At 51.9% G+C, this 20,108-nt stretch carries 19 protein-coding genes and 1 tRNA gene; 15 read left to right on the top strand and 5 right to left on the bottom strand.

The window, feature by feature from the left end; all coding sequences use genetic code 11:
• Nucleotides 1-76: 76 nt before the first annotated feature.
• Entirely contained in the window at nucleotides 77-1,270 is a 1,194-nt protein-coding gene (locus FGU46_RS09760; RefSeq protein WP_286474651.1) for a tRNA (5-methylaminomethyl-2-thiouridine)(34)-methyltransferase MnmD, read from the bottom strand.
• Nucleotides 1,271-1,397: 127 nt separating this feature from the next.
• Here FGU46_RS09760 and FGU46_RS09755 point away from each other — a divergent pair, with 127 nt between their 5' ends.
• The 6 genes from FGU46_RS09755 (at nucleotide 1,398) to FGU46_RS09730 (ending at nucleotide 6,600) form a co-directional block, all read left to right on the top strand.
• On the top strand, nucleotides 1,398-1,982 hold the full coding sequence (locus tag FGU46_RS09755; RefSeq protein WP_286474649.1) for a flavodoxin family protein: 585 nt from the start codon (nucleotides 1,398-1,400) through the stop codon (nucleotides 1,980-1,982).
• 20 nt (nucleotides 1,983-2,002) lie between these two features.
• Nucleotides 2,003-3,007 carry a glycosyltransferase gene (locus tag FGU46_RS09750; RefSeq protein WP_286474646.1) on the top strand — a complete coding sequence of 335 codons (1,005 nt, stop codon included), beginning with the start codon at nucleotides 2,003-2,005 and terminating at the stop codon, nucleotides 3,005-3,007.
• A 97-nt stretch (nucleotides 3,008-3,104) separates the two neighbouring features.
• Nucleotides 3,105-3,842, top strand: coding sequence for a glycosyltransferase family 2 protein (locus FGU46_RS09745; RefSeq protein ID WP_286474644.1), 738 nt, complete (start codon nucleotides 3,105-3,107; stop codon nucleotides 3,840-3,842).
• Between the two features lie 18 nt (nucleotides 3,843-3,860).
• Nucleotides 3,861-4,220, top strand: a complete 360-nt coding sequence (locus FGU46_RS09740; protein ID WP_286474642.1) for a DUF2304 domain-containing protein — start codon at nucleotides 3,861-3,863, stop codon at nucleotides 4,218-4,220.
• A 21-nt stretch (nucleotides 4,221-4,241) separates the two neighbouring features.
• On the top strand, nucleotides 4,242-5,432 hold the full coding sequence (locus tag FGU46_RS09735) for a glycosyltransferase family 4 protein (protein WP_286474639.1): 1,191 nt from the start codon (nucleotides 4,242-4,244) through the stop codon (nucleotides 5,430-5,432).
• Nucleotide 5,433: 1 nt separating this feature from the next.
• Entirely contained in the window at nucleotides 5,434-6,600 is a 1,167-nt protein-coding gene (locus FGU46_RS09730; RefSeq protein ID WP_286474636.1) for a glycosyltransferase family 4 protein, read from the top strand.
• 52 nt (nucleotides 6,601-6,652) lie between these two features.
• Here FGU46_RS09730 and FGU46_RS09725 read toward each other — a convergent pair whose 3' ends face one another.
• From FGU46_RS09725 to FGU46_RS09710, 4 genes are all read right to left on the bottom strand, one after another.
• Nucleotides 6,653-7,555, bottom strand: coding sequence for a glycosyltransferase family 2 protein (locus FGU46_RS09725; protein ID WP_286474634.1), 903 nt, complete (start codon nucleotides 7,553-7,555; stop codon nucleotides 6,653-6,655).
• A 6-nt stretch (nucleotides 7,556-7,561) separates the two neighbouring features.
• A complete protein-coding gene (locus FGU46_RS09720; protein WP_286474632.1) occupies nucleotides 7,562-8,305 on the bottom strand; it encodes a glycosyltransferase in 744 nt (247 codons plus the stop codon).
• A 3-nt stretch (nucleotides 8,306-8,308) separates the two neighbouring features.
• Nucleotides 8,309-8,962 carry a class I SAM-dependent methyltransferase gene (locus FGU46_RS09715; protein ID WP_286474631.1) on the bottom strand — a complete coding sequence of 218 codons (654 nt, stop codon included), beginning with the start codon at nucleotides 8,960-8,962 and terminating at the stop codon, nucleotides 8,309-8,311.
• 93 nt (nucleotides 8,963-9,055) lie between these two features.
• Complete coding sequence (locus FGU46_RS09710; RefSeq protein WP_286474629.1) at nucleotides 9,056-10,504, bottom strand: flippase; 1,449 nt, start codon at nucleotides 10,502-10,504, stop codon at nucleotides 9,056-9,058.
• Nucleotides 10,505-10,728: 224 nt separating this feature from the next.
• Here FGU46_RS09710 and FGU46_RS09705 point away from each other — a divergent pair, with 224 nt between their 5' ends.
• The 9 genes from FGU46_RS09705 to FGU46_RS09665 all read left to right on the top strand — a co-directional run bounded on the left by FGU46_RS09705 (nucleotide 10,729) and on the right by FGU46_RS09665 (nucleotide 20,088).
• A complete protein-coding gene (locus FGU46_RS09705) occupies nucleotides 10,729-11,403 on the top strand; it encodes a (Fe-S)-binding protein (protein ID WP_286474626.1) in 675 nt (224 codons plus the stop codon).
• 25 nt (nucleotides 11,404-11,428) lie between these two features.
• Nucleotides 11,429-12,637: an LUD domain-containing protein gene (locus tag FGU46_RS09700; RefSeq protein ID WP_286474625.1), complete on the top strand. Its 1,209-nt coding sequence runs from the start codon at nucleotides 11,429-11,431 to the stop codon at nucleotides 12,635-12,637.
• 130 nt (nucleotides 12,638-12,767) lie between these two features.
• Complete coding sequence (locus FGU46_RS09695) at nucleotides 12,768-13,784, top strand: heparan-alpha-glucosaminide N-acetyltransferase domain-containing protein (protein WP_286474621.1); 1,017 nt, start codon at nucleotides 12,768-12,770, stop codon at nucleotides 13,782-13,784.
• Nucleotides 13,785-13,895: 111 nt separating this feature from the next.
• Nucleotides 13,896-16,148 carry an Ig-like domain-containing protein gene (locus tag FGU46_RS09690; RefSeq protein ID WP_286474620.1) on the top strand — a complete coding sequence of 751 codons (2,253 nt, stop codon included), beginning with the start codon at nucleotides 13,896-13,898 and terminating at the stop codon, nucleotides 16,146-16,148.
• 130 nt (nucleotides 16,149-16,278) lie between these two features.
• Nucleotides 16,279-16,350, top strand: a tRNA-Gln gene (locus tag FGU46_RS09685).
• A gap of 134 nt (nucleotides 16,351-16,484) precedes the next feature.
• A complete protein-coding gene (locus FGU46_RS09680) occupies nucleotides 16,485-18,632 on the top strand; it encodes an Ig-like domain-containing protein (protein ID WP_286474618.1) in 2,148 nt (715 codons plus the stop codon).
• 97 nt (nucleotides 18,633-18,729) lie between these two features.
• Nucleotides 18,730-18,891, top strand: coding sequence for a hypothetical protein (locus tag FGU46_RS09675; RefSeq protein WP_286474615.1), 162 nt, complete (start codon nucleotides 18,730-18,732; stop codon nucleotides 18,889-18,891).
• Between the two features lie 113 nt (nucleotides 18,892-19,004).
• Nucleotides 19,005-19,283 carry an antibiotic biosynthesis monooxygenase gene (locus FGU46_RS09670; RefSeq protein ID WP_286474613.1) on the top strand — a complete coding sequence of 93 codons (279 nt, stop codon included), beginning with the start codon at nucleotides 19,005-19,007 and terminating at the stop codon, nucleotides 19,281-19,283.
• A 178-nt stretch (nucleotides 19,284-19,461) separates the two neighbouring features.
• On the top strand, nucleotides 19,462-20,088 hold the full coding sequence (locus FGU46_RS09665; protein WP_286474611.1) for a hypothetical protein: 627 nt from the start codon (nucleotides 19,462-19,464) through the stop codon (nucleotides 20,086-20,088).
• The last annotated feature ends 20 nt before the right edge of the window (nucleotides 20,089-20,108 follow it).

The raw sequence follows: 20,108 nt of genomic DNA, 5'->3' as shown, positions 1-20,108 counted from the left end.
GATTTTATTTCTTAATTTTCAAATAAATCCGTAACATCAGTAGAAAATGGGTATTCAATCCATATAAATGTTGAGGTTACCTGTCTGTGAGTAATTCTTCCAGGCGGCGTTGCATCTCCACTATCCTCCCCCGGGAGCCAGGATACCTTCCCTGGCCACAGTGGCAGATGCACAGCTCATACTGGGGGCAAACCAGGTAGCGGGCCTCCTCAGAGTTAAGACCAGCCAGCCCCACATTGTTTATCTGTTTTTCTATTCTTCTTTTCAGTTTAGGATTCTTCACCTCCCGGTTAAGGTACAGGGGGGTACGTACCGTGGAGGCCAGGCGGCTGGTGTTCCGGGCTCTTTTTCTTTCTTCTTTTCTCCTTTCCAGGATATTCTGGGGGTGGTCCTGTAACTCCGGATCCCGGTAGGGTACTCCGGCATCGGACAGGGCCACCATCCGCTCATCATCATCACTTAGGGGGTTCAATTTACTCCGGGTGGGGGAGGCAATGGTACCGCCCCGCCGGCCCACCCGGGGTCCTTCTCCCAGCTCCAGGCCCGCCATAACCAGGGCCATCCGCACCGGTGCCGCGGAGGTGTAGGTCAGGATACGGCCCGTCGGGGATAGGAGTTGTGACAGTTGCTCTAGGAACTCGGCACTGTACAGTTCCGGGGATTTACTGGGGCTGAAGGGGTCCAGGAACACCGCCTGGTAGGGTGGTGTCAACTCCGGGAGTAGCTGGCGGGCGTCGCCGATGTGCACCCTGATCTTAATGTTCCCGGGGAGGGGAGGCTGGGTCTGGTAGCGGAGGTATCCCACCCCCCGCAGGTGGTCTTCAATGGCCCGTTTCACCAGCTGGTGGCTGGGCATGGGCTCCGGCAGGAGGAGGGCGGCAGCCAGGGTCTCCGGGGAGTACTCCACCAGGTCCACTTCCACCCGGCCCGGCTGCTGTTCCAGGAGGGCGGCGGCGTTGTAGCCCAGGCCACTGCACAGGTCCAGGACCCGGACTTCATCCTGACCTTCTAATCCAGAGGGGACGGCGAATTTCTCCCGGGCCTCAGTAACCGCCCCGTGGATGCTGTGCATGTGCTCCTGCTGGTCATTTATCCTCTGGGAGGGCAGGGTGTAGGATCCGTCAGCAGTTTCCACCAGAAAGTCCCTGAGAAAGACCTGGGCACGTTGGCGGGCGGTGGGGTCTCCCTCCCGTTCCTCCTGGAAGTAGTGGGCCAGTGCTTCCAGGACCCGGGGGGGAGGGGTGATGGCAGGGTAAAACTCGGTGGACATATAAAATCAAACTCCAATCAATGGATGGGGAGAGTGGGTCCTAGATCCCATGATCCTGGGTCTCTCTATATATAAACCCCTTAATAAAATTATTAAATAAAAGAACTAGGTTAGGATGTGATGATGAATGGTTAAGGTCATGGGAATGGTGGGCAGCCCCCGCGCTGGTGGGAACACCCAGAAACTGGTGGAAGTAGCCCTGGAAGCTGCCCAGGAGGCAGGTGCAGCTACGGAGCTTTTAACTTTACATGATAAGGAGATGGAACCCTGCATTGCCTGTGACATCTGCCGGGAGACCGGGGAGTGCGCCATCTACGATGATGTGCCCGGGGTGCTGGAGAGGATGGTGGAAGCCGATGCCATCATCATCGGCAGTCCGGTGTACTTTGGAAACGTCACCGGTCAGTTGAAGATACTTATGGACCGCAGCCGTCCCCTCCGGAGGGAGTTCAAACTGAAAAATAAGGTATGCGGGGCCCTGGCCGTGGGTGCCTCCCGTAATGGTGGTCAGGAAACCACTATCCAGGCCATCCATCACTACCTGCTCATACAGGACGCCATCCTGGTGGGGGATGGGGATCCCCTGGCCCATTACGGTGGTGCCGGGATGGGGGGACCGGTGGGGGACACTGAATCTGATGACCCGGGTCTGGAGACCAGCCGGAACCTGGGACGCCGGGTGGCGGAGCTGGCCCGGCTTCTAGAACGATAGAAAAGAGAGTGCCGAGTATCATGACCATGCGTGTAACGGTGGGTATCGTGGCCCGTAATGAGGAGGAGTATCTGGCCAATACCCTGAAGAGCCTGGTGGATCAGGACTTCCCCCGGGAGGAGTACGAGATCCTGGTGGTGGATGGTGACAGCCAGGACCGGAGCCGGGAGGTGGCCCGCCAGGTGCTGGAGGAGTCCGGCCTGCAACATGCAGTTTACAATGAGAAGGACTACGGTTCCAGTGGCCTGTGCTTCGCCCGGAACCTGGTGATTGATAACAGCGACCCTCAGGCCCGGTACATAGCCTACACCGACGCCGACTGTGTGGTGGCCCCAGATTGGCTGCGCACCCTCTACCAGGCCGTGGAGGATAGTGGGGAGGATGTGGCTGGTGCCGGGGGTCCCCGGCTCATCGCCCCCACTGAGAATAAGAAGGAACTGGTTATAAACGCCTTCATCACCTCCCTGGTGGCCTCGGGTGGTAACCCGGCCTTCAGCCAGCGGGAGGTGCCCTACCTGGAGAGCATACCCAACTACAACGCCATCTACAAGAAGGGTCTCATTAAAAAATTCCGCTACGATGAGAGCCTGGTCATCAGCGATGATCATGAACTCAACTACCGTCTGCACCAGGCCGGGTATCTCTTCAAATACGTGCCAGAGGCCCGGGTTTACCACCGGGAAACCGACTCGGTGGGGCAGTTCACCCGGAACATGTTCCGCTACGGATTCAACATGACCAGCCTCCTGCGCAAGCACCGCCGCTTCTTTAAGGTGAAGGTGCTGTTAACCCTGACCATGCTCCTCTACCTGGTGCTTCTCTTACCCCTCTACCTCCTCCTGGGCAATCTATCCTTAATTCCGTTCCTACTGTACCTGGCATATGCCATCCTGGCCTGGGGTGAGGTTCTAATCCGCACCCGGACGATTTACTCATTTCTGGTATTCCTGCTCATGCCCCTGCAGCATTTGGCCTATGCCGGTGGGGTGATCTACAACTTCCTCACCCCCCAGAGGAGGGTGTGAATTTATTAAAGTGTATTAGGGGTAGAGGGTAAGTGGAGATTCTATATATATTAAGGAGTGAATTCTGAGTTGATAATAATAGGGAGTGAATTCTGAGTTGAGAACCGATACCAAAAAGGGGACCACACCAGCAGATGCTTTCTTCCAGGAACACGGCCCGGGCATCGTGGTGGTGCTGCCGGCCTACAATGAGGACCAGACCATAAGCGGGGTCCTGGATGATCTGTTGCGGCTGGGGGTGCAGCTGGTGGTGGTAAATGACGGCAGCCAGGATGACACCCACCGCATCGTCCAGGAATATGTGAAGAACTATCCCGGGCGGGTGCACCTCTACCGGCATCTTTTGAACCGGGGAGTGGGAGCCACCCTGCAGACCGGACTCCAGGCCGCCCTCTTATTAAGGCCCCGGGCCCTGGTGACCTTCGACGCCGATGGCCAGCACCATGCCCAGGACCTGTACGGGGTGGTGCGGCCGGTGGTGGAGGGCCAGGCCGATGCAGTGATTGGTATCCGGGATTTCAGGAAGATGCCCCTGCACAAGAAGTTCGGGAACACGGTGATGAACCTCATCACCCTCATCTTCTACGGCCACCAGGTGGTGGACTCCCAGTCCGGCTTCCGGGCCTTCACCCCCCAGGCCGTCCGGATGATGGATCTGCACAGCAGTGGCTACGGCATCTGCTCGGAGATGGTGGGCGAAGTATTCCGGCATGATCTGCGCCTGGAGGAGGTGCCCATAACTACCATCTTCACTGACTACTCCCTGTCCAAGGGTACTGACACCAAGATTGGCCTGAAAATACTGATTAAACTAATAAGAGATGTGTTCAAATAACAAGGTAAGGTGAGTAAAATGGAGTTTCACTTGTATCAATATCTGGGGATCCTGGTGGGGGTAGTGGCCTTCCTCTTCACCCTGTCCCGGTTCCGGAAGGGTAAAATGTCCCTGGGGATGCTGGCCCTGTGGAGTGGGGTGTGGATCATCATCATCCTGGTCTCCCTCAACCCCGATGCCACCTCCCAATTGGCCCTGGCCACGGGTATCGGCCGGGGACTGGATGTCATACTTATACTGGGCCTCATCGGCTGCTACTATCTATTGTTCCGGATATTCAACATGATGGAGAACTTGGAGGAACAGATGAACTACCTCATCAGGGAGTTAGCCCTCCAGGGAGGGGAAAGTGGCGAGAAAGAGGATGATGAGGACTAGAACTATTTTTACAGGTTTAACATGAAGATCGGTTACTTCGTAAGCCACTACCTCTACCCGGACCGGGTGGATCAGCCCGGGTACGCGGCAGAGTACGCCCATGGCGGCACCGAACTGGCCGCCTACCACTTGGCCCAGGAGATGGAACGACGGGGCCACCAGGTGGAGGTGTTCACCACCGCCCAGGACAGTCGAAGTGTGGTGGAACTGGACCGGGTGAACATTCACCGCTACGCCACCCAGTTCCGGGTGGCCAGTGCCAACTTCAGCTGGGGACTGCTCCGGGGACCCCAGAAGGTAGGGGTGGACCTGGCCCACGCCCACTACAACATGCCCTACGCTGATTACTCGGCTCTACTCTACGCCCGTAAGAGGGGGGTGCCCCTGGTTTTAACCTACCACGCCGACGCCCCCGACAGTGGAGGGAGTTTCCTGAGAAACGGGCTGCAGAGCTTCTACAACCGGCACCTGCTACCCCGGGTCCTGGAGGAGGCGGATATCATCATCACTACTTCCCAGTCCTACATGGAGGAATCCCCCTATCTGGATAGTCACCGGGAGAAGATCAGGGTGGTGCCCAACGGTATAAACCTGGAGGAATTCCAGACCACCCTCCCTAAGAGTGAGTGCCGGGAGCGGCTGGGTCTCCCCCAGGATAGGGTGATCATACTCTTTTTCGGCAACCTGGTCCCCTACAAGGGACCGGAGGTACTGTTAAGGGCTTTTGAAGAAGTTCATGAGGATTATAAGGAGGTGTTGCTCCTCTACGCAGGCCGGGGTCCCCTGCGGGGTGAGTTGCAGAATTTATCCCGGGAACTTAAGGTGGGGGAGGATGTGATGTTTGCGGGGTACGTGAGTGACCAGGAGAAAGCCCTCTACTACCAGGCCGCGGATATATTCTGTCTGCCCTCGGTGAACCGGGCTGAGGCCTTTGGCATCGTCAACCTGGAGGCCATGGCCAGTGCCCTGCCCATCGTGGCCTCCCATCTGGGGGGCATCCCCGACATCGTCCGGGAGAAAGAGAACGGCCTCCTCTTCGAGCCCGGTAAGGTGGAGGAACTAACCCGGGCCCTGCGCTTCCTGGTGGAGAACCCGGACGAGCGGAGGAGGATGGGCCGGGCTGGCCATCAGATGGTGGAGGATTACTCCTGGATGAAGATCGCCGGGGAAACCGAGAAGATCTACCAGGAACTCCTAGAAGGTGGTGAATAGGATGGAAGTGGATTACATATGCGGCCACCGCACCGACCGGCTCTTCGGCATGGCCAAGTACGAACAGGAGATTAATAGAAGGATCACGGATGTGCAGTTTAACCGGATCGACTACCTGCCCCTGCGCACCGCCCTGGAGAACCGGTACCCCCAACTTTTCTCCAGTCAGGAAACCTCCCCGGAGAAGTATCAAGGCCCGGCCCCATCCCCACCCCATCCCCTGGTGGAGAAGATGGTGAACCTGGCCCGGAGCAGTGGACGTCACCTGGACAGTTACCGTTACCAGTTGATGGTTAAAAGGGCCATCAGGAAGGATAACATCAAACACCTAACTCTCCAGGAGTTGGGCTTTCTTTTAAACACCATCCCCACCCGGAAGACGGTGATCAACTGTCACGACCTCATCCCCTGGGTCTACGACCAGGAAAGATCCCGCTGGTGGAAGAACAACATGCGGGGTTTGGTTAAGGCCCGGAAAATGATAACCGTGTCACAGTTCTCCCGGGATGAGATCGTGAAGCACCTCCACTACCCGGAGGAGGATGTGCACGTCATCTACGATGCCGTGGACCACCAGCGCTACCACCCCCAGGTGGAGAAACCCACCCTGGAGGAGGGATACAAGTACCTGCTGTATGTGGGTTCGGAAACTCCCCGCATGAACCTGGACCTGCTCCTGCAGGCCCTGGCTAAACTGAAGAATCTGATACCCCAGGTCCGGCTGCTCAAGATAGGGGAGGCCCAGGTATACGGGGCCCGGGAGGAGTTGCTGCGCCGGGTGAATGAGCTGAACCTTAACCAGGAGGTTCTCTTCCTGGGCTACCTGCCGGAGGAGGAGCTGCCCGGCTGGTACGCCGCAGCGGATGTGGTGGTCTATCCCTGCCTATATGCTGGTTTTGGTCTGCCACCCCTGGAGGCCATGGCCTGCGGCACCCCGGTGGTCACCTCCAACACCACCAGCCTGCCGGAGGTGGTGGGGGATGCCGGTTTGATGTTTAACCCCCACCGGGTGGATGAACTGGTCACCAAACTCTACGAGGTGTTAAGCTACCAGAACCTGCAGAAGAAGCTGATAAAGAAGGGTCTGAAACGTTCCCAGCTATTCACCTGGGAGCACTCCGCGGCCCTGACCCGGCAGGTGTACCAGGAACTCGAGGAACTGGAGTGAAGTGTTAGCCACTATCCCCGGAAGTAAAAAAAAAGAGTACATCAGTAAACCCTTATTTTAGATCTCGAAATCCGTACTTCCCGGTCCAGCCATCCCTAACTCCCCTGAGAACTGTCTGGGATTCCCTTCCCCGGCCCTTAAAGAGATATTCCAGGGAGGCCAGCAGCCGGGCCAGGGTGAAGCGCAGGTAGAACTGGTACCTTTCCCGGGTGGGGCAGTGTTTCCGGGCCAGGAGGAACTGGTTACGGGTCCCGTAGTAGATGGGGATCAGGGCCTCCACCGATTCGGAAACCTTGTGCCAGATCCGTGCTTCAGGAACCAGACAGACCCGGTACCCCGCCTTTTTAGCCCTTAAACACCAGTCCACATCCTCACTGTACAGGAAATATTCCGGATCCAGAAGTCCCACCCGCTCCACTGCCTCCCTTTTCAGGAGCATGCTGCAACCAGAAATGAAATCCAACTCCTGGGGAGCCAGAAGGCCATGATCCTCTTCATCAAGGTGGTGGTGTGTTATTTCACCGGTGCAGGGATTGATGTAACCCCCCAGGAAGGCTATTTTATGTGGTTCCTGGTGGTAGTACACCGTGGGGCCCACCACCCCAATGGATTCATCCTGCTCGGCATAATCCACCAGGAAATCCAGGAAGTGGGGGTGCACCAGGGTGTCGTTGTTCAGGAGTAAAAAGTAGTCTGCTTCCAGTTCTTCCCGGGCAAACTCCAGGGCCACATTGTTACCCCCGGAAAAGCCCAGGTTTTCCAGGTTTTCCAGGAGGATCAGATCCTCCGGGGCCTGCTCCCTGATCCGTGGTAGAGAGTCATCCTGGGAGCCATTGTCCACCACTATCACCTGGTAATGGGGATAGGTGATCTGGTGTAGGGATTCCAGACACTGCAGGGTGTCGGTCCAGTTGTTCCAGTTCAGGATGATGATGGCTACCCGTGGCGAGTTCATGGCGGTTCATTCCCGGTTCAAGAATTCCTTCAGCTTACTAATGTTCCAGTCCAGTTGTTGCTTGATTTTCTGGGTGAACATGGGTTTTCTGGCATCCCAGTGACCCATGGTGGTGTGTATCTGTGGATGATGGTCTCCGTGCTTTTCCAGTAACTGGACCACAGTCTGGTAATATTCCCGGGAGATGGAGTAGCCAATGGATTTGTGGTAGATGGTGAAGGGGAGGACATAAACAGCAAAGCCCTGTGTGATGATACTCAGACTGTAATCCACGGCGTACAGGTGCCACCCCGGGGTTACCTCCGGGTCGAATGATAGTTGTGTGAACCGGGCGGAGGGGATTACGAACAGGCATTCATCCACGGTCTGTACCCTGGTTGGCCGCTTGAGGTTGTATGGTGATACTTCTTTGGGCGGATCACCGTGCAGCATGTTAGTTATGACATCAGCCTGGTCAAAGGGCATCCCCGCCACACCAGCCAGGCCCAGGCCCGGTAAGGAATCCAGACACTCCTCCAATTCACGGATAAAACTGGATGAGCACAAATCCACATCCTGGTGGGCGAACATGATATATTCGCCCTGGGCTTTCCCACCCCCATAATTCAGGGCTTCTGCTGCAGATTTATACCGGTTCTGAGTGTTATCCACCAGGATCAGTTCATATTCAACTTCCTGGTCCTCCAGACTTTTAAGCAGGCATTCATCCAGAATCTTCCGGTTATTAAAGACGCACACCACTGAAATCATAGTTTAAACCTCGGCCACGGCGTAAAGGCGGAAATAAATGTGAGATTTAATAATTTTAATTTTATAAAGTCCTAAAACCAAAGCTTTCAAGGGCAGAGGTAACCCAAAGGCACCTAATTGGACTTCATCCCCCTCTTCTACATTGAATCTAGCAAACTCCTGGCCAATTAGGTTCTCCAGATCTTCTTTGGTAAAATAATTAACATGGTCTTCTTCAAGGAGGTGCTCGTACGTTAAGCTGAACTGGCTAAGCTGGGATAACTGGCCGCAGTTAGGAACGGTGATAAGCACATTTTTCCGAACCACTCTTTTGGCTTCTTTTAGTAAACTAAGTGGGTTTTCAAGGTGTTCTAAAACCTCAAAAAGTAAAACCGTGTCAAAAGAATCATCTTCAAAATCTAAATAGTCACCACTGGTAACTATGGCATTCACCCCATTTTTTCGCGCCTTTTCAACGTAGTGAGGGTTAACATCAGCCCCCGTGCACTGGAATCCTAGTTTTTCTAACTGGAGGCAGTATTCACCTGTAGCACAGCCCAGATCCAGGATTACTTTCCCAGCATTAGATGCTGCAAAGTCTATCAAGGGGGGAGAAACATAATTTTCATGATCAAGATACCATTCGGGGGTATTCCTGAAGATCTCATTCTTTTTCAATTTATTTCAATCCCATTTTTTTTAATTTTCTTTTGTTGTATATGCTGATAATTTTTTATGGTCTTCCACCCTTCACCATAGCCAGCAGTAAAGTTAGGGGGCCTCCTCCGATTTTCCTAATAACTGCCGTAATAGTTTCTTATCAACTTCGTCAAATGTTTTCAATAGATATATAACCACCAGATAGAGTGAAGAAGCTAGGATGACAAGTAGAAGAAGATTTAACCCCGGGAAATACCATAAGAAGGCACTCATAACTAAGCTACCTATCAGTACCTTAAGGATGATCTTCATGAATTTTTTAGAATCGACGGTGTAGCCCAGCTGGAAAGTGGTATGAACTATATAGGAAACCAGCACTATTTCGGTGATAACCGTGGCTACACTGGCCCCCACATAGCTGTATCTGGGAATTAAAATTAGGTTAAGGATCACATTGATTATGAGGCACATAACGGATATTTTAGTTATGAGTAGCTGTCTGTTGATAGACTGCAGGATCTGGACGAATGTGGCCCCGGCAAAAGTAAAAACTATGGTCCATATCAAAATTTGCAGTGCAATCACCGCCGGTGCGAAATCTGCTCCGAATACCAGTGAAATTATTTGTTTAGCAAGAAGGGTGGTACCAAAGCCCAGTGGAATTCCCAGGATAAGCATGTACTTGAAGTATCTCTCATAAATCAGCATCAGTGAATCATGGGAGGACTCATAAAGACGGGACATCACAGGGAATATGGACATATTAACCGCGTTGGGAATGAATAAAGTTATCAAAATGAGACGATAAGCCGCACTGTACCAACCAACCACCAGGTTTCCCTGAATCAAGGAGAGAATAATGGAATCCACGTAGGTATACAATGAGCCACTGAGTCCTGTGAATCCAAAGGGCCATGCTTCTTTTAGGGTTGGCTTCCAGAAGCTGAAATCCACTTCTATTTTGGGAATGTTAAACTTCCAAAGATAAACCAGAAATAGGTAGAGGAAGTTCAGGCTGTTGGCGATAATATACAATGCTGCAAAGTAAAGGATATCCAGAGCATAATATATCCCCACTAATGTTCCGGATAACATTACCACACTGGTAAGTATGGAAGATAGGGATACATACTCCATTTTTTCTTCAGCCTGCATAAGCGCGCTGAATATTAGGCTGAAGGAGTTTACGATGACGGATAAATAAACCAAATACACTACGTTTTTCACCAGTTCCGGATATCCCGCCAGGTTAACAAATATGGATAACAGTCCCCATACCAGGAAAGTTAAGATTATTTTCATCAGGACGGTGTTAGATATGAATTTACTGGTCCTGGACCTATCCCGGGCAAGCTCTCTGATCATCAAGGTGCTGAGACCCATATCCACTAAAATTCCAAAAATTCCAGTCAGGGAAATGGCCAGGGAAAGTATTCCAAAACCTTCAGCTCCCAGATACCGGGCCATGTACAGGATGTAGAAAAATACTAAAATGTAGGACAATATCTGTGAAACAAACAGCGCTGTACTATTCTTGGCTATCGTCTGTAATTGACCCATATAAACCTCGTCTAATCAGAAATTTATTGATATTAATGATTTATCAGTATTCGTTTATAAACCAACCCTCCATTGGCAAGTCTCCAGGGAGTACAGATGAATAGGGAGTAATTGCGGTGTAATTGAAGGCCATCCAATCACCATAAAAAATCAGTTTTATTTTTGGTTATTAAGGAGTTCCTCCCTACTTAAGATTATAAAAACTAATCAGGTGAACCACAATCATGATCTACTTCCAGGGCTGCACTGCCCGAGAAAAGCTTACAAGAATTTCAAAATCCACCCAGGAATTGCTGGACCAGGCCGGAGTGGAATACACGGTACTGGATGATGAGGAGTGCTGTGGCTCGGTGCTCTTAAGGACCGGCTTCACCGAGGATGCCCGGGAGGCCATGCAGAAAACCTATGACAAGCTGCAGGGAGAGAGGGTGGTGGTCAGCTGCGCCGGCTGCTACCGCACCTTCCGGGAGGACTACCCCCTAATGGTGGGAAAGGTGGATGTGATACACATCTCCCAACTCCTGGAGGAGTTACTATCCGAGGGTAAGCTCCAACTGGACCGGGAAGAAGTGAAGGTCACCTACCATGACCCCTGCCATCTGGGCCGGCATCTGGAAGAGTATGAAAGCCCCCGCCGGGTCCTGGAAAGGAGGGGAGAATTGGTGGAGATGGATAAGAACCGGGAGGAAGCCCGGTGCTGCGGCTCCGGAGGGGGAGTTAAATCCGCCTACCCCGAGTTATCTCAGAGTATGGCGGAGCGCCGGGTGGAGGAGGCCCGGAAGACCGGGGCGGAGTTACTGGTCACCTGCTGCCCCTTCTGTGTCCTGAACCTGGAGTCGGTGGGGAAGATCAAGGTCCGGGATCTAGTCGAGTTCCTGTTAGGGGAGGAAGGGTCATGAAAAAGTCCATAGAAGAGGGGGATTCATGAAGAAATCCCACCTCAACATCATGAACCGGTCCTTCACCGTGCTAGACGAGAGGAGGGCTAGGCTGCTAAAGGACCCGGAGACCCTGAAGCTGAAAAAAAGGGTGCAGGACATCCGGGAGTACGCAGTGGACCACTTGGAGGAACTCCTGGAGGAGGCGGCCTCTAACCTGGAGGAGAACGGGGTAGAAGTGATCATGGCCCCTGCTGGTCTGCAGGCACGGGAGGCTATCCAGGACCAGCTGGAGGGAGAAGTGGTAGTGGCCAAGTCCAAATCCAACACCGCCGGGGAGATCCTCCTCACCGAGTACCTGGAGGAGGAGGGAGTGGAGGTCCTGGAGACTGACCTGGGGGATCGTATCGTGCAGATGCACCAGGAAAGCCGGCCCTCCCATCCCATCGGACCCGCCGCCCACCTGGACCTGGAGATGATCGCCGAGATCGTGTCCAGTTACCTCGGAAAAGAGGTGGAAAGCCAGCCCCGCAGCATCCTGGAGGCGGTGAAGGAGGACATCCTGACTAGGCTACCGGATATCCGGGTGGGCATCACCGGGGCTAACTCGGTGGCTGCCCAGGACGGGGCCCTACTCATGGTGCACAATGAGGGTAACATCAGTATGCTGTCCCTCTTGGATGTGCACATCATCTTGGTGGGGATCGATAAGGTGGTGGCCACCCTGGAGGATGCGGTGTCGGTGGTGAAGCTGGAGACCATCTACGCCACTGGTAAGAAGACCCCCGCCTATATGAACGTGGTATCCTCCCCCTCCAAGACCGCTGATATCGAGCAGGAATTGTTGAAGGATATGTATGGGGCTAGAAGAGTGGTGGTGGTCTTTCTGGACAACGGCCGCCGGAAGGTCCTGGAGGAAGGGGGGGAGAGTTTGACGTGCATTGGTTGCGGTAGTTGCATCGTTAACTGTCCCGTGTACAGGGTCTCCGGCCCGGATTTCGGTTACCGCCGGCATCTGGGCGGCCGGGGGGTGGTGCTGAGCCGCTACCTCGAAGATGACCAGACCTGCACTGACTCGGGCCTTTTCAAATGCACCCTCTGCGGTAACTGCACCCGGGAGTGTCCCCTGGAGATACCCACCAACCAGATCCTGGAGTTACTGCGCCGGGAGTGCGTGGAAGGCGGTCTCCAGAAGGAGGAGCACCAGGTGATCCGGGACAATATAAAGAAGAGGGGATCAGCCTACCGGGATTAATAAATTTTTTTTTTAATAGGGATTTATCAACCCCAGCCCGCCATATAATAAATAGTGGAGTTATCCATGATACTTTAATAGAAATTGCAGGGGGCCAATCATCAAGCTGAGAACCCGGGGTAAAATGGTGTTGAATAGAAAATCCACCACCACTAGACTGTCCTCTGTGGACATTCTCCGGGGACTGGCGGTTCTTTTTATGGTGGAGGCCCACATCGCCATCATCATACCCTTCTTCTCGGACCTGGCCGTTACCTTTGCTGCTCCTGCTTTTTTGTTGGTGGCGGGGTTGAGCTTCCAGCTCTTTTTAAGGAACCGGGAGAGCCGGGGCTCCAGCACCCGGGATATCTTCCGGGAGGTTTTCTGGAGGGCCATGACCCTGTTTTTTTTAACCAGCCTCATCACCTGGACCGCTAACCTGGTGGGATGGGGTGGCAGTGTGTTTTCCAACATCTTCTTCATCATCAGCACCGGCTTCCTGGTGGGGTTCCTCTTGCGCCGGAGCTTCCGGGGGCAGATCCTGGCCGTTATCCTGATCCTGGTCCTGGATCTGGTGATCCGTGCCTACCAGGTACAGGCCCTGGCCTTTTTGGCCGGGGATGTTCAGGGCTTGCAGGTGAGTATCCTGCCCTACCTGTGCTTTTTCTTCTTCGGCCAGATCGCCAGTAAGGCCTATAAACAGGACAATTTCAACCGGTACGATAACCAGGTTCTCCTGTTCTATGGGCTGCTGTTTTTCATGCTGAACCTGGCGGTGTACCTGGCCTTCCCCTACCCCCTGGTGGGCGAGTTACGGGGTTACACTCCCCTGCTCTTGATGGTGGCCAGTCTACTCCTCCTCTTGGCGCTGGTGCTGGTGCGGGTGGTGGAACTGGATGGTGGACTGCGAAGGTGGCTGCGGCCCCTGGAGAATTTGGGCAGAATATCCTTCACCAGCTACTATTTAACCTACATCAGCTTCCTGGTCCTGGGCAGCTTCCAGTTCTCTTCGGCGGTAGCTGTCAATCTGCTCCTTTTTATGGGAACCAGCCTGGGACTGGTGGTGCTGGAGAGGCTGTGGAGACCCTACTACCGCTATGGCTTGGAATGGGCTTACCGTAAGATATCTGCCACTGCCCTGGCTTACACCCGGAACCGGTGGCCATGATGGCTGTTTTTGATGTTATAATAATAAATTGACTGGCAGTGGGAATATTGAAATTTAAATAGAAATTTATTTTTATGGGTAAATACCATGTAAATAGTGGGGGGAATTTGTTTGATTTTCATAAATAAGAAGCACGTAATATTAGGATTAGTTATTCTCTTGGCTCTCATCTTCTGTGGATCAGCCACCGCCGCTACGATAAACGTCAGTCCCGGGACAGACACCATAAAAACTGCCCTGGCCAGTGCCCAGAATGGGGATACCCTGAATCTATCCGCAGGGACCTATAATGATTACAACCTGGTGGTGAATAAGAACCTGGTCATCCAAGGACCAGAAGTAAGTGGTGATCCCACCGCAATTATCGACGGCCAGGACAAGGGCAGGGTATTCCAGATCATGGCTGGAACTACGGTGACCCTGAAAAATTTACAGATCATTAATGGCCAAGCACCCAGTGGCACCTACGGTGGAGCAGTGCATACCAAAGGCGAAACCACCATCCAGAAGTGCAAATTCACTGGCAACAAAGCCCTGTGGGGTGGAGCCATCTATAATGACTTCGGTGGTGTGCTCGGCATCACTGACTGCATCTTCACCAATAACCAGGCCACCACCTACGGTGGGGCTATAAAAAATGAGGGCACGTACTGTACCATCACCGGTTCCACCTTTAGCGGCAACAAAGGAACCGAAGGCGGAGCCCTTAATGACCTAAATTATTGGGAGATCATTAACTGCATCTTCACTGGCAACATAGGAACCAGGGGAGGAGCAATAGCTAACTATGGAACCACAATCTTCACCGATTGCACCTTTACTGGCAACACCGCCAGTGAGTATGGTGGAGTGCTGTGTAACTATGGTAGCACCACATTCAATCGATGCACCATGACCAGTAACACGGCCACTGTGAATGGAGGGGTTGTTTACAACTGGGGTGGTTCGGTAAGTGTCAACAAATGCACCGTCTCCAACAACAACGCTCAGTTTGGCGAATTCATCTACAGCGGAAGCAGTAATGGCGTGACGGCCAACTTTAACCGCATCCTAAATTATGGTAACCAAGTCATCTACAGTGAATCAGGTACGGTAGATGCCACTAAAAACTGGTGGGGTAACAACAATCCCAGTCTATCCAGTATAATCGGAGGTAGCGTGACATACAATCCCTGGATAGTTTTAAAGATCAGCTCCCCATCGACAGTGGCCCCCGGGGAAACAGCCACCATCACCGCCGACTTGAATCATGATAACAATGGGAATCTCCTCAGCGGAGGATATCTGCCAGACAACCTGGGAGTGACCTTTACTGGAACCGTCAGCCCCCTCAGCGACACCACCCAAAATGGGGTAGCAACCACCACCTTCACCGCTGGCTCGGCTGGTACCAGCAGCGTCAGTGCCACCGTGGATGGGCAAACGGTATCTGCCACCATCAACATCGGGACCCTGCCCCTGGCGGTCAGCAGTGTGGATCCTGCTAACAATACCGTGAACGTGGCTCTTAATAAGGTTATACAGGTCACCTTCAACCAGGACATAAAATCCGGGAACAACCAGATCGAGCTAAAAAACACCAAAACCGGGATAATGGAGCCGTTCAGCACCAGCATCAATGGTGCCACCCTCTCCATAATCCCCACCAACCTTCTAGCCTCCGGCACCCTCTACCAGGTGCTCCTCCACTCCGGGACCGTCACCGATCTTTCCGGGAATCCGGTGAGTGCCTACGTAAGCCAGTTCACCACCATGCCCCCATTAACGGTGTCCAGCACTGACCCGGCCCACAAGGCCACCAACGTAGCCTTGAACAAGATTATACAGGTCACCTTCAACCAGGATATTCAGGCTGGTAGTAACTGGATCGAGTTACTCAACACCAAAACCGGGAAGGGTGAGGCCATCACCACCAGCATTAGTGGTAAAGTACTGACCCTGACTCCCACCAAGCTCCTGTCCAACGCAGTCCCCTACCTGGTGGTTATCCATACCGGGGCGGTGAAGGATCTGTCCGGGAATCTGGTCAGCGCCTACCTCAGCCAGTTCACCACCATGCCGGTACTGGCGGTTAGTTCCTCGGACCCGGCCAACAAGGCGGTGAACGTACCCCTGAACAAAGTGATACAGATCACCTTCAACCAGGACCTACAAGCCGGAACCGACTGGATCGAACTACTCAACACCAAAACCAACCAATTCGAAGCCATCACCACCAGCATCAACGGAAAAACATTAACCATAACCCCCACCAGCACCCTGAACACCGCCACCACCTACTACATCCTCATCCACACCGGAGCGGTGAAGGACCTCTACGGTAACCCGGTAAGTGCCACTGTACTCAGATTCACCACGGTTTAATGGTTTTTACATCCTGGGGGAGATGCTAAAATGCTGGGGATGAAAAGGGGGTCTTAAGACCCCTACCCACTCTCTTTTTTTCTTGGATACCGAAAAGCTATAATACCATGAATTAGTGATACAATTTTTTAGTCCCTTGGGGTAGTGGTAATCCTGTAAGGCTCTGGACCTTTCGACGGCGGTTCGACTCCGCCAGGGACTATTTGGATTTATGATTTTTCCGAAGAATTTTCCTATTATAGCTTGATATTATTATTTTTCGATTGAGTAATAGAAATATTGATATTAATTACTAACAATATTTTCTATTAACAATTTTATAGGGGAGTTTAGAAAATGTACAAGAAATTACTTTTGGGATTATTTTTTTGTCTAGCCATACTGGGAACCGCGTCGGCGACGGACTGGGATGTTTATCCGGGTGACTCCATACAGGATACCATAGACTCCGCATCCGCCAATGACAAAATAATCGTCCACGATTCTGGGGGGGTGCCCTACACTTACCAGGGGAGTATTAATATCTATAAAAAGGTTAACTTAACCTCCTCCGGTAATGTGACCATCAACGCCACCTCCACCCTGAACCCTGCCGTGAAGGTACTCTCCAGTGGCGGTGGGTCCACCCTCCAGGGATTCAGAATCACCGGTGCCACCAATAACTACGGCATCGAACTGGACCTGTACCACGCAGCCGGTGGAACCACCTACATCCTGAACAACTTCCTCTTCAACAACAAAGGCGGGATCAACCTCATCGATGCCGACGGCACCGTGATCATGGATAACACCATCAGTTACCGAAGCGGAGACGGGTATGGAATTAGAATGACGAACTCCAGCTCCAACAAGATCTACGCCAACACCATCTACGGGAATGATACCGATGGTGGTATTCTGCTGCAGAGTGGTCAGAATAACCTCCTTGAAAATAACCAGCTGGTGGGAATCTCCAGTGATAGAGGTTCCGGTATATCTATCCAGGACCAGTGGAACACCATGCTGCAGAACAACATCACCAACTTCTACAATGGTATCAGCTTTGAAGCCATTGCATCTGATGGTAATCCCAACCTGATTGATGGATCAGCCCTCAATAACTACATTTCAAACTGTAATTTTGGGATTCGTGTCACTGATGCTTTCAATATCATAATCATGGGTAACCGAGTAACTGGATGCGAAAACAACGCCATTTACATTCCCTGGTCAACCAATACCACCATTGCCTACAACATTTTAACCTACAGTGGTAGTAGTGCCCTCAACATCCAGAGCGACAACATCACCATCCTGGGCAACACCATCGCCAACAACCAGCGGGGCCTAGCTATAGACGGTCACAACTGCAACGTCTACAACAACAACTTCCTGTACAACCTGGATCAGGCTTTAGTGGTGTACAATGACAGTAACTTCAACCAGCCCCAGCCCACGGGAGGAAACTACTGGAGCAACTACCTGGGAGTGGATGCTAATAATGACGGATTCGGAGACACCCCCTACACCTTCACCGGGGATTATGCTACTGATTCAGATTACCTGCCCCTCATGAAACCCTTCTGGTTAGTTTACAGAGTGGAACCCATTAACCAGGCCACCAACGTGGTCCTCAACCAAATAATTCAAATCACCTACAACCAGGAAATAAGCCCGGGAACCAACTGGATCGAACTGGTCAACACCAAAACCGGGAAAACAGAAACAGTGAACATTAAAATCAGCGGTAACACCCTCAACCTAACCCCCACCAAACTACTATCACCCTCCACCCTCTACCTGGTGCTCATCCACACCGGGGCCGTCAATGGTCAGGCTGGAACCCCCTGCCCATCCCTGGTCAGTAAATTCACCACCGTAGCCCCACTATCGGTATCCACCCTGGACCCGGCCAACAACGCCGTTAACGTAGCCCTCAACAAGAAGATCACCCTCACCTTCAACCGGGAGATAAAAGCCGGCTCCATGTGGATCGAACTAATCAACACCAAAACCGGGAAAACGGAAGGCTTCACCAGCAGCATCAGTGGTAAAGTACTGACCCTGACACCCACCAAGCTCCTGGCCACCTCCACCATCTACCAGGTACTCCTCCACACCGGAGCAGTCACCGACCTGGCCGGCAGCCCCACTGCCTCCAAGGTCACTAAATTCACCACCGTACCGCCACTGGCGGTATCCACCATCGACCCTGCCAACAACGCGGTAAGGGTGGCCCTCAACAAGAAGATCACCCTCACCTTCAACCGGTCCATTAAAGCCGGCTCCATGTGGATCGAACTAATCAACACCAAAACCGGGAAACCAGTAGCCTTCACCACCAGCATCTACCGGAACACCCTCACCCTAACCCCCACCATCACCCTGAACACCGCCACCACCTACCAGGTGCTCCTCCACACCGGAGCAGTCACCGACCTGGCCGGCAGCCCCAACCAGGCCTACGTTTCCAAATTCACCACGATGTCCCTGATCCTCCTTTAATACCTCCCCCCTTTTTCCTTTTTTTGGGGAATATATAAGTTAAAGAGTGTTAAAGGTACCTACTTTTTTTGGAATACTACTCGATAAGGGGTGGAAAATGGGAAACACTATCTTCCTCCAGGACGCGTCAATAGACCCTGTGGGATCTGAAAGTAGTGGAGGTAATCAGAAAAATGAGAAACCCACCAGCCTAAGGAACCTGTCCTCTACTCCTGATCCAGAGACCATCCCACACCAGGTGCACCGATTAGCCCATTAGGACTGTTGAAACTGGAAACCAGGCCAGATCAGAGTAAAATACCGGTAGTTAATTTTTGCGAAAATGTATAGGATACAAATAACATAATATGAAGCATATGGGGGGTGTGAATAATGGTTTATGTGCTTGGACGGTTAAAACTCGAGAGTTATGATAAGTGGAAGCCTCTTTTTGATGAAAGATCAGCTATACGCAAAGAAAGTGGCTCTAAAGAGGCCCATCTTTTCCGTAACTCCGATGACCAGAATGAAGCTGTGATTGTATTTGAATGGGATAGTAGGGAAAACGCACAGAACTATATGGAATCTGATGAGATGTTAAAAAGTCTACACGACATCGGAGCCGAAATAATAAGTATAACCTACCTTGATGAACAAGAAAAATCAATTTAAAAGAAGATCCATAACATTCCTACTAAAATCTGGGTTCTCCTATCCACCAAATAAATAAATGGTGGCCCACCCTATCCTCCCCTAATTTCTTACAGTCTCTTCCTAAATAATATGCTAGAAAAAGAATTTTTTTTGTCTTCAGTTTTAGAGGAATAATAACAAAAATATGTGAGTTAAATTGAAGAAACTGTCCCTGGGATTGATTGCCGTATTAGTTTTAGTAGTTGGTACATCAGGATGCCTTTTTGATGGTTCTGATGATGAGATATCGGCCAGTGTGGTTTATGAGGAAAGCTATCCGGTTATAATCAACTACGATACTTCAAAACAGGAGGATACTCCCATAATTCCCATTAAGGGGAAAGTTCTGGTGCTTGATCTAGAATATTTATTGGAGTCAGATCCATCAGATAATATAACTGCAGTTGATCCGGAAAAAGTAGATCCCAGCTCTTTTTCGAGTTCAGAAAGTTTGTTTTATAGTTCTACCGGTACTTCGCTTAAAGACGAATATCCCAGTACCTTCCTGGACCCTAATAAATTCCCCTGTAACATCACTATCACCTTCTTCGTTCCAGTTAAAGTTCAAAAAGTGTATATGGGTAACTGGGGAGAAAATATCAGAGGCTATCGGCTGATCACTGATGTAGTAGTTTTATACTGGCCTGAAAAAGAGATAGCAGGTTGGCATAGAGTTCATGGTTTAGCTCCCAGAAACTTGGAACTCTTTATCAGTATACCTCCCACCGAGATTTACGGTGATAGTCAGGTAGATGAATGGATCCTATCCCTCCCCGTAACATGATTAAGGTATGGGGGTTTTTT

Origin of the sequence: Methanobacterium sp. CWC-01 (assembly GCF_030323845.1) — an archaeon.
GTDB classification, from domain to species: Archaea; Methanobacteriota; Methanobacteria; order Methanobacteriales; family Methanobacteriaceae; genus Methanobacterium; species Methanobacterium aridiramus.
The sequence above is the reverse complement of the archived record's forward strand: the minus strand, read 5'-3'. Positions and strand labels throughout refer to the sequence as shown.

Bases quoted from the DNA above. Each gene is read 5' to 3' on its own strand.
- FGU46_RS09760 (WP_286474651.1), bottom strand. From the start codon at position 1,270: ATGTCCACCGAGTTTTACCCTGCCATCACCCCTCCCCCCCGGGTCCTG.
- FGU46_RS09755 (WP_286474649.1), top strand. From the start codon at position 1,398: ATGGTTAAGGTCATGGGAATGGTGGGCAGCCCCCGCGCTGGTGGGAAC.
- FGU46_RS09750 (WP_286474646.1), top strand. From the start codon at position 2,003: ATGACCATGCGTGTAACGGTGGGTATCGTGGCCCGTAATGAGGAGGAG.
- FGU46_RS09740 (WP_286474642.1), top strand. From the start codon at position 3,861: ATGGAGTTTCACTTGTATCAATATCTGGGGATCCTGGTGGGGGTAGTG.
- FGU46_RS09735 (WP_286474639.1), top strand. From the start codon at position 4,242: ATGAAGATCGGTTACTTCGTAAGCCACTACCTCTACCCGGACCGGGTG.
- FGU46_RS09730 (WP_286474636.1), top strand. From the start codon at position 5,434: ATGGAAGTGGATTACATATGCGGCCACCGCACCGACCGGCTCTTCGGC.
- FGU46_RS09725 (WP_286474634.1), bottom strand. From the start codon at position 7,555: ATGAACTCGCCACGGGTAGCCATCATCATCCTGAACTGGAACAACTGG.
- FGU46_RS09720 (WP_286474632.1), bottom strand. From the start codon at position 8,305: ATGATTTCAGTGGTGTGCGTCTTTAATAACCGGAAGATTCTGGATGAA.
- FGU46_RS09710 (WP_286474629.1), bottom strand. From the start codon at position 10,504: ATGGGTCAATTACAGACGATAGCCAAGAATAGTACAGCGCTGTTTGTT.
- FGU46_RS09705 (WP_286474626.1), top strand. From the start codon at position 10,729: ATGATCTACTTCCAGGGCTGCACTGCCCGAGAAAAGCTTACAAGAATT.
- FGU46_RS09700 (WP_286474625.1), top strand. From the start codon at position 11,429: ATGAAGAAATCCCACCTCAACATCATGAACCGGTCCTTCACCGTGCTA.
- FGU46_RS09680 (WP_286474618.1), top strand. From the start codon at position 16,485: ATGTACAAGAAATTACTTTTGGGATTATTTTTTTGTCTAGCCATACTG.
- FGU46_RS09675 (WP_286474615.1), top strand. From the start codon at position 18,730: ATGGGAAACACTATCTTCCTCCAGGACGCGTCAATAGACCCTGTGGGA.
- FGU46_RS09670 (WP_286474613.1), top strand. From the start codon at position 19,005: ATGGTTTATGTGCTTGGACGGTTAAAACTCGAGAGTTATGATAAGTGG.